Source organism: Actinoplanes lutulentus, from assembly GCF_003259845.1.
Lineage (GTDB): Bacteria > Actinomycetota > Actinomycetes > Mycobacteriales > Micromonosporaceae > Actinoplanes > Actinoplanes lutulentus.
Window position 1 is genome coordinate 13,890 of record NZ_QLMJ01000014.1, and the last position, 14,352, is coordinate 28,241.

Sequence of the window (14,352 nt, forward strand, 5' to 3'; positions counted from 1 at the left end):
GCTAACAATAGTGGGCGCGCCGGGTAAATATTGCCCGCCAAGATCGAGGGGGATCTCTCAGTCGGGCGGCAACCGGAATGGTCACCGCCCGACGAGATCAGTGGATCTCCGAGGTCTGGATCTCTGCCTGGCGCTCGCGGGTGACCTGCCGTGGCAGCGTGGGAGCGCCCTCGCGGGCCGCCAGAGCGAGCTGCGTCGCGCTGAACTGGGCACGCTCGGCGGCCACCTCGTCGGGCAGCTCGAACGGCGAGCGGAACGGGAAGTACTGAGGCAGGAAGTCCGCCATCATCGCCGCCTGCTCGCTCAGGGCCACGGCCGCCGAGTCGGTGTCGTTCAGGCAGAAGACGTCACAGTGCCGGCGGGCCAGCAGGAAGGCCAGCTGCACGGGCGTCGACGGGTGCGCCAGGTCGGCGTACGTGTACTTGATCGAACCGGGCACGGCCCGCTTCGTCAGGTACGACCAGTAGTGCTGCAGCGACGACGGGATCGACAGGTCGCCCGGGTGCCGGAACGGGTGCTCGGCGGTCTGCCGCACCTCGTCCGGCAGCCACTTCTCGATCTCCTCGAGGACGCTCTTCTGCAGCGTGTACGGCACGTGCTGCATCTTCTGCGTGATGCTGCGGTCGAAGCGGTCGGCGACGTGCCGGCGGTTGTTCTTGCCCGCCGCGGTCACCGGTGCGTCGAAGATGGTGGCCGGACCGGCGTCGAGCTGCGCTTTCGACTGGAAGAACTTCGCGATGCCGTTGCCGTGGAAGAACGCGTCCGGTGAGACCGGGCGGCCCAGGAACATGTCGTCGTTGAAGTAGATGAAGTGCTCGGACAGGCCGGGGATCCGGTGCAGCCGGGACTCGATCGCGTGCGAGTTGAACGTCGGCAGCACACCGGTGTCACCGAACAGCTCGCGGTGGCTGACCACGGTGAGCCGCGGGTCCGAGGTGTCCAGCCAGGCCGGGATCTGGTCGTCGGTGACGAGGAAGATCTTCCGGACCCAGGGCGCGTACGACGCGATCGACCGCAGCGAGTACTTCAGCTCGTCGCGGCTGATGAAACGGGACGCGTTCGTCGCGATCGTGTTGATCTGCTCGTGGCCGAAGGCGGCGAGCGAGGTGTTCTTCCGCGCGACCCAGTCGGGGTCGTTGCCGTCGACCCAGGTGTAGACGACGTCGATCGGGAAGCGGACGTCCTCGGCCGGGACCATCGCGAACTCGGAGCGAGTGCGGTACCGCGGCTCGTCGTCCTCGATCGAGAGCATCGGGTTCAGCGCGACCGGCGGGACCTGGACGAACTCCGCCTGGGCGGGCAGTTCGTAGGCCACCGAGTTGCGGCGCGGTCCGACGATCGTGTCGGGGGCGCCACCCTCACCCTTCACGGTTTTCCAGAACTCGATCTCGCAGGCCGAGCCGCTGCCGAGCACTGTGGTGCCGTACGGGCTGGTGACCGGGAAGTAGACCTGGACGCCGTTCTTACCGCGGCCGGACGAGAAGCCGAGGTCGTTGATCTCACCGGTGCGGATCTGGGCGCCGGACAGCTGGTTGTCGGCGCGCAGCGCGGCCAGCGTCCGGTCCCGGTCACGCCGGTTGATCGCGACGGCGCTGTGCAGGTTGTTGATCGGGCGCAGGCTGAAGTAGTCGATGCCGGCGCGCTCGAGCACCGCGACGACCGCGTCCAGGTTCTGCTGCCAGGCGGCGGCCGGCGTCATGTCGGGCACGACGCGCGCCGAGACGGCCTCGCCCGCGTCGCGGACGGAGACCATCGAGCCTGGCGCTGCGGGCTTGGGCAGCGGCCGTTGCCGGGTGAGGCGACGGACCAGCCAGAGTTGCCGGTTGGGCGGAAGGAGTTCCACCAGCTTGAGCCGGTAGTCCTTCGGCAGCAGCCGGTAAAAACGAAGCGCGATCATGCAGCACCCAGCACTGTCGCCGTGGCGAGCAGCGAAGATCGCCGGCTCGCAAGCCCGTCAAAGTCCTTCGAAGACACCTCAGCCTTCCCCCCGTGCACCGCTGTATCGGCCGGAGGTCGACGTAGGGCGCCGATGGTCTTGGCCGTAGCGAGTTGCCAGGGTAGTTGGCTGAGCTTCGCGAAACAAATCCATGTATGGTAGGTGGCCGGTCGGTTACAGAGCGCTGGTGCTAATAGACCCAGACGCGAGTCTTGATCGGGATTTCGTCGTTCGACCATAGCCAGTTCATCGCCGATATCGACACACGGGCACACCCGTGTGATGCCGGATAGGCCGGAACGCTCGGCGCACCGTGCACCGCGATCCCGCCATTGAAGTATTTCGGCCGCCACAGCATGCCCAGTGGGGCGTCGCGCCAGCCGTCGATCTGCCGGCTCACCTTGAACTTGCCGCGAGGGGTGTCCGCGAGATAAGTCTCGCCCTCTTGCTCGTAGTACTCGTTCGAACCGGTCGACGTGTTGAAGATCTGTTCGACCTGACCCTCGTCGACCAGCAGCAGAAGCTGACGCTTCAGGTCGATCTCCACGAACTTTCCGCTGGTCGAGCGCGCTTTCGGGCGGACGCCCGCATCGAGCGCCTGCTGCGTCTTGGGCCCGACGACGCCGTCCCGGCCCATTTTCGCCGCTTTCTGCAGCGCGAACACCGCCTGCTGGGTGGTCGAGCCGAACTTGCCGTCGGCCTTCCCGTTCCAATACCCCAGCTCGGTCAGCCTGTTCTGCAGCGCGAGCACCTCGGCGCCTTTGGCGCCGGACTTCAACTTCTTCGCGCTGGTCGCGGTGGTCGCGCTTGGTGCGGCAGTCGCGCTTGGCGCGGGAGCGGCCAGACCAAGAGACGGCGAGGGTACGGGTGAAGCACTCACGCCGACCGAAGGATCTTCCGTCTCCGGATCGGAGGAGTCGCAACCCGCGACGAGGACCGACGCCGTCATCACGGCGACGGTGAGCGCCAGGATTTTCCGCACCGGCTCCTCCTTCCCGTCACTGCTGGTGGCCGCCAGTGTAGAGACGTGTGTCCACTTGATCCACCGAAGATCACCGATTGATCACTCGCCAGGGTGGATGGCCGGAGATGTTTTCACAAAAGAGCCGAGTAGTCTTTGGCTATGTCATGGAAGGCGAGTTCGCGGCACGGCGTCCGAGAAGCGCCGGGCGGCTTCGCGCTCGTCCAGGAGCTGCTGAACACGCGCGGCACGATGGTGTACGGCGCTGACCTGCTCGGCACGGTCGAGGACGCCCAGTGGTGGGTGACCGACACGCTCGGCAGCTGGTCGCGGGTTTCCGGCCTTCCGGCGCCGACACTGCTGCTCTCCTCCGGTGACCTGCGCTCACTGCGCCGGCTGCGAGCCGCGTTCGAGCAGGTGGTCCTCGCCGGGGCTAACCCGGAGCGCGACGGTGCCCTGCCCCCGGCCGACGTGCAGGTGAGCCTGGTTCCGGACGCCGACGGCTGGGTCCGGATGGTGCCGACCGGCCGGGGCACCCGGTGGCTCGCGTCGGCGCTCTGGGCCGAAGCGCTCGCCGCTCAGCAGAGCGGGCTGTGGCCCCGGTTGAAGCTCTGCCACAACGCGGCCTGCCGCGCGGCGTTCTTCGACACCTCGCGCAACAACAGCGGCGTCTGGCACGACGTCAGCACCTGCGGCAACACGGCTAACCTGCGAGCGTTCCGGGAGCGTCGCCGGCTGCTCGGCCACACCGGCGGCCAGCAGGTGGGTGTGCCCGGCGGCCCGGAAATGGTCTGAACCCGCCGGGAACCGATCGGCCGCGCGGGGCGACTATTGATGTATGGCATGTGAGCGGTGGCGCGAGATGCTTTCCGCGCAGTTGGACGGCGAGGACGACCCGGCCCTGCGGCCGCTGGTCGACGAACACCTGGCCGGGTGCACCGGCTGCCGGGACTGGCTGGACCGGGCGGCGGCGGTGAACCGCTTGACGCGTACTGCTCTGGTGCCCTCGGTGCCGGATCTGAGTGACGCGATCCTGGCCGCCCTGCCTCCGGCGGCTCCGCCTTCGCCGGTCAGGAAAGCAGCGCGCCGGCTGCCGGTGACCACACTGCTTTATATAGCGCTGGCGCTGGTCGGCACGGTGCAGCTGATCCTCGGGCTGACCCAGGTCGGTGGCGGGGTAAGCGCCGGGCACGACCACGCCGGGCTGGACGCGACCCCGGGCCACCTCTGGCACGAGTCCGCCGCCTGGAACGTCGCGGTGGGCGCCGGCTATCTCTTCATCGCGCTGCGCCGGACCCGGCCGACCGGCCTGCTGCCGATGCTGACGGCTTTCGTCGCGATGCTGCTGCTTCTCTCGGTCAACGACCTCACCGGCGGCCGGGTCGACGTGACCCGGCTGGTCGGCCATGGTTTCGTGATCCTCGGTTACCTGCTGGTGATCGCGTTGTCGCGCGGCGCCGGGGAGACCGCCCAGCCGCCTGGCCGGCGGGCCGGCGTGGGCTGGCGGGCCCGGTTCGACACGGTTGCCGAGGCGGGGGCCGAGCCGCAGGTCAGGCCGGGGCTGCGGTTGTTGCCGCCGACCGGCCCGCTCACCGCGCGGCAGGTCTCGCACAACGAGGATCAGGCAGCCTGATCAGCGGACCGGCGGGCGCACCGAGAGCTCGCGCCACTCGTCCGGGCCGTTCAGCAAGGAGCGGACCAGGTCCAGCGCGGCGTCCTCGCTGTTGAACTCGAAGAAGTGCGAAGCGCCGTCGGAGCCACCGGCGCGCTGTTCGACGTACCACTGGTCGCCGCTGACGCGTAAGTAGACATCCTTGCGGGCCAGCCGCCCCCACTTGCCGTTCCACCAGTGCTTACGCTGCTCCATCCCGGCACTGTATCGAACAAATGTTCGAACAGTGCCGGGTGGGGCGATCTTTTTCGGTACGCGTCAGCGCGGGGGCTCCGCGTGACGGCCGAGGACCTCGTCGAGGGCGCTGTTCGGCACCTGGTTGCCCTGGCCACGCAGCAGCGCGTCACGGATCTCGGTGAGCAGCTTGACCTCTTCGCTGGGCGCCTTCGGCGGCGGCTCCTCGCCACGACGGCGACGCTCGGCCAGCTTGTTCAGCGGCATGACCACGAGGAAGTAGAGCACCGCGGCGGTCAGCAGGAAGGTGATCAGGGTGTTGATGAACGCGGCGTAGGTGAATTCCACACCCTCGGCCGGCGACACGGAACCGGCGAGTTCACCGGTCCCGCCGGAGATCCACTTGATAAGAGGCTCAAGGAAAGACTTGGTGAAGCTGCTCACGACGGCGGTGAAGGCAGTGCCGATCACCACGCCGACCGCTAGGTCGACGACGTTGCCGCGCATGATGAAGTCTTTGAAGCCTTGGAACATTTTGCTCACGGGCACTCCCGGGGGGGCTGAAGTTCGTCCGGCGACGGACGTGCCCGCCACCGGTCGGCGACAAACTACGCCGACCGGTCCGGTCGCGGGTATTTCGACGCGCGGTGCGGCGTCAGTCGAGCGCCGGCTCCTCGGCCGAGACCGCCTCATCGACGCTCGGGTAGGTGTGCAGGACCTCGACCAGGCCGCTCACCTCGAGAATGCGCAGAACGCCTCGCTGAGGCGCGGCCAGGCGGACCGTGCCGCCGGCATCGTCGGTGCTGTTCTTCGCCCGGACGAAGACCGAGAGACCGGTGGAGTCGCAGAACGACACCTCGGCCAGGTCGAAGATCAGGCGGGTCCGGCCCTTTTCCAGCAGGTCACTGATCTGATCCTGCAGTTGGGGGGCGGTCGCCATGTCGAGCTCGCCAGCCACCGAGACGACAACCATGTCGCCGCGCTGTTCCGTTTGTACCGTCAGGGACATTCGCCGACCTCCAGTTATTGCTGAACGGTACTCCAGGTACCCGGGGATGCGCAGAACCGGACCGGACTGTCCCGGTCCCTATATTTGGTCTACAGCAAGTAACGGACCTTCTGATGGTAAAGTCCGGCCGTTGTGCACGGTTCATGTGGTTGGGGAGGCAGCGGTGCCGCTGAGTTCGGACGAGGCGAGTCGCTTCGCCGACCTGCTGAAGGAGCACGCGGAGTCACTGACGGCCCGATGGGTCGAGCTGGCCGGCGCGAGCCTGCGTGGCCGGTTGAGCAGTGCTGAGCTGCGGCGACAGCTGGACGATCTCCGGAAAGGTTTCGAGCAGGCCATGCGGTCCGGCTCGGCACACCTGACCGACGAGGGGTCGGCTGAGCTCCGTGCCCAGCTCGCCGAGATCTCCGGCCATCGTGCGCGCCAGGGCTTCAGCGCCACCGAGACAGCGGTCAGCATCTTCGCGCTCAAGGACGCGGTTCTGGAAGCGCTCGGTAACGGTGACGACGCGGGCACGTTGCGCGATTACGTCGCGTTCTCCGCCTTCGTGGACCGGGCCGCGCTCTTCACCTTCGATAGTTACGTCCAGGTCCGTGAGTCGCTCATCGCCGATCAGGCCGAGCAGCTGCTGGAGCTCTCCACCCCGGTGGTGAAACTCTGGGACGGCGTCGTGGCGGTGCCGCTGGTCGGCACGCTCGACTCGGCCCGCGCCCAGGTGGTGATGGAGCGTCTGCTGCAGACCCTGGTGGACACCGGCTCGCCGTACGCGATCATCGACATCACCGGTGTGCCGGCCGTGGACACCCAGGTGGCGCAGCACGTCCTCAAGACCGTGGTGGCCGCCCGGCTGATGGGCGCGGACTGCATCATCTCCGGCATCCGCCCGCAGATCGCGCAGACCATCGTGGCGCTCGGCATCGAGTTCGGCGACATCGCGACGAAGGCCTCGCTCGCCGACGCGCTGCGTTACGTGCTGAACAAGACCAACCGCTCGCTGAACACCAAGCGGACGGAGCGCTGACGTGGAACGTGTGCCGGTCCTGAAGATCGGCGACATCCTCCTCGTCTCGATCCAGATCGACATGGAGGACCAGGTCGCCCTGCAGCTGCAGGAGGACCTGGCGGATCGGATCGTGGCGACCGGCTGCCACGGCGTGATCATCGACATCAGTGCGCTCGACATCGTCGACTCCTTCGTCGGCCGCACGCTCGCCACCATCGCGTCCGTCTCCCGGGTGCTGGACGCCGAGACCGTCGTGGTCGGCATGCGTCCCGCGGTGGCGATCACCCTGGTCGAGCTGGGCCTGTCGCTGCCGGGGATCCGTACGGCTCTGAACGTGGAACTCGGCATCGAGTTGCTCGCCCGCTCACGCCAGGACGAACTGACGGAACTCGACTTCGACGAGGATGAGCCCGACGCGGCAGCGGTAAGCACGTCGTGAGCGACGAGGGTCAGCGGCTTCCGGTCACGACCGATCAGGACGTCGTCCGGGTCCGTCAAGCGGTGCGTACCTTCTCGGTCGCGGTGAAGCTCTCCCTGGTGGACCAGACCAAGCTGGTCACCGCCGCGAGCGAGCTGGCGCGCAACACGCTGGTGTACGGCGGTGGCGGCGAGGTCGTGGTGACCCGTGTGCAGAACGAGCGCCGGGCCGGCATCAAGATTGTTTTTGCTGACGAGGGACCGGGCATCGTCGACCTGACCCTTGCGCTGACCGACGGATACACCACCGGTGGCGGCCTCGGGCTCGGTCTCAGTGGCGCACGTCGCCTGGTCGACGAGTTCGAAATCGACACCGAACCGGGTAAGGGCACCACGATCACCATCACCAAATGGTGCCGATGAGCGGAAGCACGGTGGCGTCGATGCCTGAAGGACTTCTTTCCGAGGGGGTCTGGTTCCGGGTTGACGAGGCCGTGACCGCGGCTTCGGTGCGACGGGCCGCCGAACGGCTCGCCACCGAACTGGGTATGCCACAACGCCGGATCTCGGACCTCTCGATCGTCGCCGCCGAGGCGGCCGGCAACCTCGTCAAGCACGCCGACGAGGGAGTGATGCTGGTCCGGGCGGTCCGCATGGCGGATCAGGCCGGCGTCGAGATTCTGGCGATCGACCGCGGTCCCGGGATCGCCGACATCGACCGGGCGATCGGCGACGGGCACTCCACGGCCGGCACCCTGGGCATCGGGCTCGGGGCGATCCTGCGCCAGGCCAGCCGATGGGACATGCACTCGCTGCCGGGCAAGGGAACCATCCTGGCCGTGCAGGTGTGGCCGGAGGCGACACCACCGGAGGCCTGGGTGGCCGGGCTGACCCGGCCACTGGCCGGCGAGCAGGTCAGCGGTGACGCGTACGCGGTCCGTGAAGAGGGTGACCGGCGGCAGGTGCTGGTGAGCGACGGTCTTGGCCACGGTGGTCTCGCGGCCGCCGCGTCGCAGGAGGCGGTGCGTACCTTCCTCTCCGGGACGTTCACCGGGCCGACCGGTGCCGTGGAGGCCCTGCACCGGGCACTCGGGCACACTCGCGGCGCTGCGCTCGCGGTCGCCGAGCTGGACACTCGTGCCGGCGTGGTCCGGTACGCCGGGCTGGGCAACATCTCCGGCACCGTGCTGGCCCCGGACGGAACCCGGCGCGGAATGGTCTCGATGCCCGGCATCGCGGGTCACCAGCGCCGGCAGGTCCGGGAGTACGACTATCCTCTGGTCCCGGGATCGGTCGTGCTGATGCACACTGATGGCGTGGTGGATCGCTGGACCGCGGCCGACTATCCCGGCCTGCTCACCCGCTCGCCCGCGGTGATCGCGGCGACGGTGCTGCGCGACGCGGGTACGCGCCGGGACGACGCCGGCGTGCTGGTGGCGCGGTCGTCATGACCGGGCCGACCGGCGAGTCGCTGATGAGCATGCGCCTGCGGATCGAGCAGGACATCTTCGCGGTGCGGCAGCTCGGCCGGGAGGTGGCGCGCGCCGTCGGCCTGGAGACACAGGACCAGACCCGGTTCGCCACGGCCATCAGCGAGGTCGGCCGGGTGCTGCTCGCCGAAGGCCCGGACACGGAGGTCGTGTTCAGCGTTCGGGCGTACGGGGTACCTACGCTGCACGTGACGATGGCGCAGCCGGTCTCCGGTGAGGCGGGCCAGGTGGCCGGGCAATTGCACCAGGTCGGCCGGCTGGTCGACACGATGGAGGTCGACGATGGTGATATCGGAACAGTCGTACGGATGGCCCGGCGCCTGCCGGCCGGCGCTCCTGGATTGACATCCGCTCGCATGGACGAGATACGCACCCGGCTGGCGCAGCACGTTCCCGGCACCCCTCTCGACGAGCTGGCGGCGCAGAACCAGCAGCTCATCGCGGCGCTGGACGAGGTACGCGCGCAACGCGACGACCTGGCTCGCCTCAACGCCGAGCTGGAGGAGACCAACCGCGGTGTGATGGCCCTCTACCACCAGCTCTCCGAGGAGCTGGAAGAGACCAACCGCGGTGTCGTGGCGCTCTACGCCGAGCTCGACGAGAAATCGGTGCAGCTACGTGCCGCGAGTGAGGCGAAAAGCCGGTTCCTGGCCAACGTGAGCCACGAGCTGCGCGCGCCGGTCACCGCGATCATCGGGCTGGGCCGGTTGCTCACCGACTCCGGCTCGGACGACCTCACCGAGGAGCAGGACCGCCAGGTCGACCTGATCCGCACCTCGGCGAGTGACCTGCTGACCCTGGTCAACGGCCTGCTGGACCTCGCCAAGGCGGAGGCCGGCCGGATCGAGCCGAACTGGTCGGACGTCGACCTCAAAGCGATGTTCGGCCAGCTCCGCGGCACGCTGCGGCCGCTCGCCACCCGCCCCGAGGTGGATTTCGTGGTCGACGAGCCGTCGGTGCCGACGTTGCGCTGCGATGAGGTGCTGCTCGCCCAGGTGCTGCGCAATCTGCTGACCAACGCGCTGAAGTTCACCGAGTCCGGCTCGGTGCGGCTCAGCGTGCGCCGGGTCGACTCCGACGTCGAGTTCACGGTCGCCGACACCGGCACCGGCATCCCGCCGGAGCTGCACGAACGAATCTTCGAGGAGTTCTTCCAGGTGCCCGGCAGCAAACCGGTGAGCGGCCGGGGCACCGGCCTCGGCCTGCCCTACGCCCGCCGGCTGGCCGGCGTCCTCGGCGGCGGCCTGTGGGTCGACTCGGTCCTCGGCACGGGCAGTACCTTCACGCTGCGGCTCCCCGCCTCATGACCGACATCCCCCGCGCCGGTGTTCAGCCCCGGGTGCAGGCCACGGTCCTGGTCGTCGACGACAGCGCCACGAAGCGATACCTGCTGGTCAGCTGGCTGACCCGGGCCGGTTTCACGGTGCTGGAGGCGGAGACCGGCGGCGAGGCGCTCAGCAAGCTGCTGGAGATCGAGGCCGACCTGGTCGTGCTCGACGTGAAGCTTCCGGACATGAGCGGTTTCGAGGTCTGCGAGCAGATCAAGACCGACAAACGGTACGGGGTTCTGCCGGTCATCCACGTCTCCGCACACGCCGTGGATGTGAACGACCGCACCCAGGGGCTGAACCGGGGCGCTGACGCGTACCTGATCGAGCCGATCGAGCCGGACGAGCTGATCGCGACGTCGCAGGCCGTGCTGCGCTATTACCGCGCGCGGCGCCGCGCCGAGCAGCTCGCCGAGCGGATGGTCCGGCTCGCCGAGACCACCCTGGCGATCAACTCGGCGTCGACCCTGCAGACCCTGCTCGCCGCGGCGGCCGAAGGCGCGTACGACATCTTCGGCGGTTCGGTCGCGGTCGTCGCGGAGACCTCCGAGGGCGAGAGCCTGGTCGCCGCCGGCAAACCCGCGACGGTACGCCCATGGGCGGTACCCGAGCAGAACGTGGCCGTGGGATCGCTGGTCCGCACTGACGAACCGGCGGACTGGGACGTGGTCGACTGGCCGGCCGGCGAGACCGTCGCGGTCGCCGCGGCCCGGCTGCGCCCCGACCGGCCGCCGGTTTACGTCGCCGCCGCGGGTAGCTCGCAGAACCCCGGTTTCCCGGTGCTGCGGCAGCTCTCCCAGGCGGTCGCGGCGGCGGTGGAGGCGCAGCGGTCGTTCGACGAGGAGCACCGGATCGCGGTCACCCTCCAGCGCAGCCTGCTGCAGTCCGAGCTGCCGAAGGTGCCGGGTGTCGAGCTCGCCGTCCGGTACGAGCCGGCCGGCGCGCAGACCGAGGTCGGTGGCGACTTCTACGAGCTGACAATGCTCGGTGGCGAACTGCTGGTGGCGATCGGTGACGTGGCCGGGCACTCGTTGCATGCCGCCACGGTGATGGCCGAGCTGCGGCACGCGGTTCGGGCGTACGCGGTGGAGGGACATCCGCCGGGCGCGGTGCTGGAGCTGGTCAACCGGTTCATGCGTACCGTGCTGCCGCACGATTCGGCGACGCTCTGCCTGCTCACGCTGGACCCGGCCACCGGGCGGATCCGGATGGCCAGCGCCGGCCACCTGCCGCCGCTGGTGCACGTCGACGGCGAGGCGACGTTCCTGGCGCCGCGCGGGCCACTGCTCGGCATCGACGCGCCGCGCCGGGCCGAACTCGAGCTGACCCTGCCGCCCGGCGGGACGCTGGTGCTGTACACCGACGGTCTGATCGAGCGGCGTGACGCCGACATCGACGTCGGTCTGGGAGCGTTGAAGGCGATCGCGAGCGAGGTCGAGCCGGATCTCGACGCGTTCTGTTCCCGGTTGCTGAGCCGGCTTGCCGGCCCTGGTGAGCAGGCTGACGACATCGCTGTAGTGGCGCTGCGTCGCAGCGCCTGATTCTTTTTCGTCCTCCTTCGATGGCTTGACTCTGGCTATTCACTGAGTGAATAGTACCGGACATGTCCACCGCACACGTCCTCCTCGGGCTGCTCGCTCGCGGCCCGCGGCACGGTTACGACCTCAAGCGGGAGCACGACGAGCGGCTGCCGCAGGCCAAGCCCTTGGCATACGGGCAGGTCTACTCGACGCTCGGCCGGCTGGAGCGGGACGGGTTCGTCGAGCAGTCCGGCCAGGACCAGGAGTCCGGCCCGGAGCGTACGTCCTACACGCTGACCGAACTCGGCCGTGACCGGCTCGACGCCTGGCTCGACGAGGTCGAGCCGCCCGCGCCGCACGTGACCAGCGCACTCTTCAACAAAGTCGTCGTCGCGCTGCTCGCCGCCGACGCCGACCGCGCCCGTCTGTACCTGACCGCACAGCGGTCCGCGCACATGACCCGGATGCGCGAGCTGACCGTCTCCAAGACCACGCCCGGCACGACGGTCGGCGACGTGATCGCCGCCGATTACGCCATCGGGCACCTCGACGCCGACCTGCGCTGGTTGCAGACAACCCTGGCCCGCGTCGCCGACCTACAGAAGGAAGTGAGCTCATGAGCGCACCCCTGCTGACCGCCACCGGGGTTCACAAGAACTACGGGAACACGCCGGCCCTGCGCGGCGTCGACTTCAGCATCTCGGCCGGTGAGATCGTCGCGGTGACCGGCCCAAGCGGCTGCGGCAAGTCGACACTGCTGCACTGCCTCGCCGGGATCCTCCCCACCGATGCGGGCGAGGTCCGCTATCGGGACCAGGACATCGGGCTCTGGTCCGAGGCGGCCCGGTCCCGGCTGCGCCGCGCTGACTTCGGCGTGCTGTTCCAGTTCGGGCAGCTGGTGCCCGAGCTGACGGCGGCCGAGAACGTCGCCCTCCCGCTGCTTCTCGCCGGTTCGGGGCGGCGAGAGGCGCGGGAGGCGGCGCTCGGATGGCTCGACAAGTTCGGCGTGGCCGACCTCGCCGACAAGCGGCCCGCCGCGATGTCCGGCGGCCAGCAGCAGCGCTGCGCGGTGGCCCGGGCCCTGGTCACCGAGCCGCAGGTGGTGTTCGCCGACGAGCCGACCGGTGCGCTCGACCAGCTCAACGGCGAGCAGGTGCTGGGCGCGATGGTCCAGGTGGTGCGCGAGCAGGGCACGGCCGTCGTGCTGGTCACCCACGAGGCAGCCATCGCGGCGTACGCGGACCGGGAGATCGTGCTCCGTGACGGCGCTATCGACCCGAGCGGGCTAGGGGTGGCGCCGTGAAGTTCTCCACGCTGGCCCGGCTCAGCCTCGCGGGGAACCGAACCGACCGGCTGCGTACCGTGCTGACCGCGGCCAGCGCCGCGCTCGCCGCGCTGGCCCTGCTCGCGGCCGCGACCGTCGCCTCGATCACCGGCGGCGGCTGGCTCGACTCACCGACCGGCCTGCGGACCCTCGCACCCGGCACCGAGCAGTACGCGAGCCCGCTGCTCTACGAGGCCGGCCTGCGTCCCGGCGTGATCTTCGCGCTGGTGGCGCTGGCACTGCCGATCCTGGCACTTGCCGGGCAGTGCATCCGGCTCGGGGCTCCGGCCCGGGACCGGCGGCTCGCCGCGCTGCGACTGGGCGGCGCGACTCCCGGCCAGGCCGTGCTGATCGCCGGCGCGGAGACCGCGGCGGCCAGCCTGCTCGGTTCGGTCGCCGGCTTCGTGATCTTCCTGGGCCTGCGGGAGCTGCTCGATTTCCGGAGCGCTGACGGGCGGCTCTGGCTGCCGGTCGACCAGATGCCGGACCTGTTCCTGCTGGTCGGGGCGTTGCTGCTGGTCCCGGCGCTGGCCGGTGCGATCGGCGTGCTGCTGATGCGGCGCGTCGTGATCACCCCGCTCGGGGTGGTCCGGCAGGTACGCGAGGACGGCCCCGGGCCGTGGCCCGGCATCCTGATCGGCGTCGGCGTGGTCGGGTTCATCGGCCCCGAGCTGCTGCCGGACGACTGGCGGGTGCCGGAGTGGGCGCCCCTGGCCTTCATGGGCGTCTCCGTGCTGCTCGTGATGACCGGCGTGGTGCTCGGCGTCGGCTGGATCTCGTACACCGCCGGGCGGCTCTTGCGGCGGTTCGGCCGGGGGCCGGCGACCCTGCTCGCCGGTGGGCGGCTGATGGCCGATCCGTGGAACGGCAGCCGGACCCTCGGCGCGCTGCTCGGCGCACTGGTGTTCGGCGCCGGGACGCTCGGGTTCCGGGCCATGCTCGCCGCCGACTTCGAGGCCTCCGAGAAGTACAGCCGGTTGACCGACCCGGGCGGTCTCGGTTCCGGGTACGACACCGAGTTCTACTTCGGCGCGATCCGGCTGGTCATGGTGGCGGTCGCGGTGGCGATGGCGGTCGCGGCGGCCGGCGTGCTGGTCGTGTTCGTCGAGGGGATCGTGGCGCGGCGGCGGGCGTACGCGGCGCTCACCGCGGCCGGGGTGCCGCGCCGGACGCTGAGCGCGGTGCTGCTCTGGCACACGTTCGTGCCGCTGGTGCCGGCCGTGCTGCTGGCGCTCGGCGCCGGTGCTTCGCTGTTCCGGATGGCCGGTACCGAGGCGAGGATGGGCGGGACCACCGAGGTGTGCATCGACCCGGCGGCTGACTTTGCGACCTGCGCGAAGCAGACACTGGTCGAGCCGGGGGTGGTGGTGCCGATTCAGATCCCGTTCGAGGGGCTGGCTCTGCTCGGCGGGGGAGCGTTGCTGGCCATGCTGATCGTGGTCGGTGTTGGTGCGGCGGTGCTGCGGGCCAGCACGGATCTTGAGGAGCTCAGGATCGGTTGATTGCTGGGTCTTTCATGGT

Annotated in this window: 16 protein-coding genes; 11 read left to right on the forward strand and 5 right to left on the reverse strand. The window is 69.5% G+C overall.

Annotated elements, in window-relative coordinates; genetic code table 11:
* Positions 1 to 97 precede the first annotated feature (97 nt).
* Positions 98 to 1,897, reverse strand: a complete 1,800-nt coding sequence (locus B0I29_RS26910; protein WP_111651887.1) for a stealth family protein — start codon at positions 1,895 to 1,897, stop codon at positions 98 to 100.
* Positions 1,898 to 2,126: 229 nt separating this feature from the next.
* Positions 2,127 to 2,918, reverse strand: a complete 792-nt coding sequence (locus B0I29_RS26915; protein ID WP_111651888.1) for a L,D-transpeptidase family protein — start codon at positions 2,916 to 2,918, stop codon at positions 2,127 to 2,129.
* 141 nt (positions 2,919 to 3,059) lie between these two features.
* On the opposite strand from B0I29_RS26915, the gene B0I29_RS26920 reads away from it, so the two are divergent.
* A complete protein-coding gene (locus B0I29_RS26920) occupies positions 3,060 to 3,692 on the forward strand; it encodes a CGNR zinc finger domain-containing protein (RefSeq protein WP_111651889.1) in 633 nt (210 codons plus the stop codon).
* A 43-nt stretch (positions 3,693 to 3,735) separates the two neighbouring features.
* Entirely contained in the window at positions 3,736 to 4,530 is a 795-nt protein-coding gene (locus B0I29_RS26925) for a zf-HC2 domain-containing protein (RefSeq protein WP_111651890.1), read from the forward strand.
* Here B0I29_RS26925 and B0I29_RS26930 read toward each other — a convergent pair whose 3' ends face one another.
* The 3 genes from B0I29_RS26930 to B0I29_RS26940 all read right to left on the reverse strand — a co-directional run bounded on the left by B0I29_RS26930 (position 4,531) and on the right by B0I29_RS26940 (position 5,752).
* Positions 4,531 to 4,764, reverse strand: coding sequence for a hypothetical protein (locus tag B0I29_RS26930; RefSeq protein ID WP_111651891.1), 234 nt, complete (start codon positions 4,762 to 4,764; stop codon positions 4,531 to 4,533).
* 63 nt (positions 4,765 to 4,827) lie between these two features.
* The gene (gene mscL, locus B0I29_RS26935) at positions 4,828 to 5,277 is read right to left on the reverse strand and encodes a large conductance mechanosensitive channel protein MscL (RefSeq protein WP_111651892.1); all 450 of its coding nucleotides are present in this window, start codon (positions 5,275 to 5,277) and stop codon (positions 4,828 to 4,830) included.
* A gap of 121 nt (positions 5,278 to 5,398) precedes the next feature.
* Positions 5,399 to 5,752 (reverse strand): STAS domain-containing protein, encoded by a 354-nt coding sequence (locus tag B0I29_RS26940; RefSeq protein ID WP_111651893.1) that lies wholly within the window; start codon positions 5,750 to 5,752, stop codon positions 5,399 to 5,401.
* 163 nt (positions 5,753 to 5,915) lie between these two features.
* On the opposite strand from B0I29_RS26940, the gene B0I29_RS26945 reads away from it, so the two are divergent.
* The 9 genes from B0I29_RS26945 to B0I29_RS26985 all read left to right on the forward strand — a co-directional run bounded on the left by B0I29_RS26945 (position 5,916) and on the right by B0I29_RS26985 (position 14,333).
* Positions 5,916 to 6,770, forward strand: coding sequence for an STAS domain-containing protein (locus tag B0I29_RS26945; RefSeq protein ID WP_111652105.1), 855 nt, complete (start codon positions 5,916 to 5,918; stop codon positions 6,768 to 6,770).
* Position 6,771: 1 nt separating this feature from the next.
* Positions 6,772 to 7,191, forward strand: a complete 420-nt coding sequence (locus B0I29_RS26950) for an STAS domain-containing protein (RefSeq protein WP_111651894.1) — start codon at positions 6,772 to 6,774, stop codon at positions 7,189 to 7,191.
* Positions 7,188 to 7,592 carry an ATP-binding protein gene (locus tag B0I29_RS26955; RefSeq protein ID WP_111651895.1) on the forward strand — a complete coding sequence of 135 codons (405 nt, stop codon included), beginning with the start codon at positions 7,188 to 7,190 and terminating at the stop codon, positions 7,590 to 7,592. The genes B0I29_RS26950 and B0I29_RS26955 overlap by 4 nt, the downstream gene beginning before the upstream one ends.
* 20 nt (positions 7,593 to 7,612) lie before the next feature.
* A complete protein-coding gene (locus B0I29_RS26960) occupies positions 7,613 to 8,620 on the forward strand; it encodes a SpoIIE family protein phosphatase (RefSeq protein WP_245972758.1) in 1,008 nt (335 codons plus the stop codon).
* Complete coding sequence (locus B0I29_RS26965) at positions 8,617 to 9,966, forward strand: sensor histidine kinase (RefSeq protein WP_111651896.1); 1,350 nt, start codon at positions 8,617 to 8,619, stop codon at positions 9,964 to 9,966. The genes B0I29_RS26960 and B0I29_RS26965 overlap by 4 nt, the downstream gene beginning before the upstream one ends.
* Positions 9,963 to 11,528: a fused response regulator/phosphatase gene (locus B0I29_RS26970; protein WP_111651897.1), complete on the forward strand. Its 1,566-nt coding sequence runs from the start codon at positions 9,963 to 9,965 to the stop codon at positions 11,526 to 11,528. The genes B0I29_RS26965 and B0I29_RS26970 overlap by 4 nt, the downstream gene beginning before the upstream one ends.
* Before the next feature lie 62 nt (positions 11,529 to 11,590).
* Positions 11,591 to 12,127 carry a PadR family transcriptional regulator gene (locus B0I29_RS26975; RefSeq protein ID WP_111651898.1) on the forward strand — a complete coding sequence of 179 codons (537 nt, stop codon included), beginning with the start codon at positions 11,591 to 11,593 and terminating at the stop codon, positions 12,125 to 12,127.
* The gene (locus tag B0I29_RS26980; RefSeq protein ID WP_111651899.1) at positions 12,124 to 12,810 is read left to right on the forward strand and encodes an ABC transporter ATP-binding protein; all 687 of its coding nucleotides are present in this window, start codon (positions 12,124 to 12,126) and stop codon (positions 12,808 to 12,810) included. The genes B0I29_RS26975 and B0I29_RS26980 overlap by 4 nt, the downstream gene beginning before the upstream one ends.
* Positions 12,807 to 14,333 (forward strand): FtsX-like permease family protein, encoded by a 1,527-nt coding sequence (locus tag B0I29_RS26985; protein ID WP_111651900.1) that lies wholly within the window; start codon positions 12,807 to 12,809, stop codon positions 14,331 to 14,333. Before B0I29_RS26980 ends, B0I29_RS26985 begins: the two co-directional genes overlap by 4 nt.
* The last annotated feature ends 19 nt before the right edge of the window (positions 14,334 to 14,352 follow it).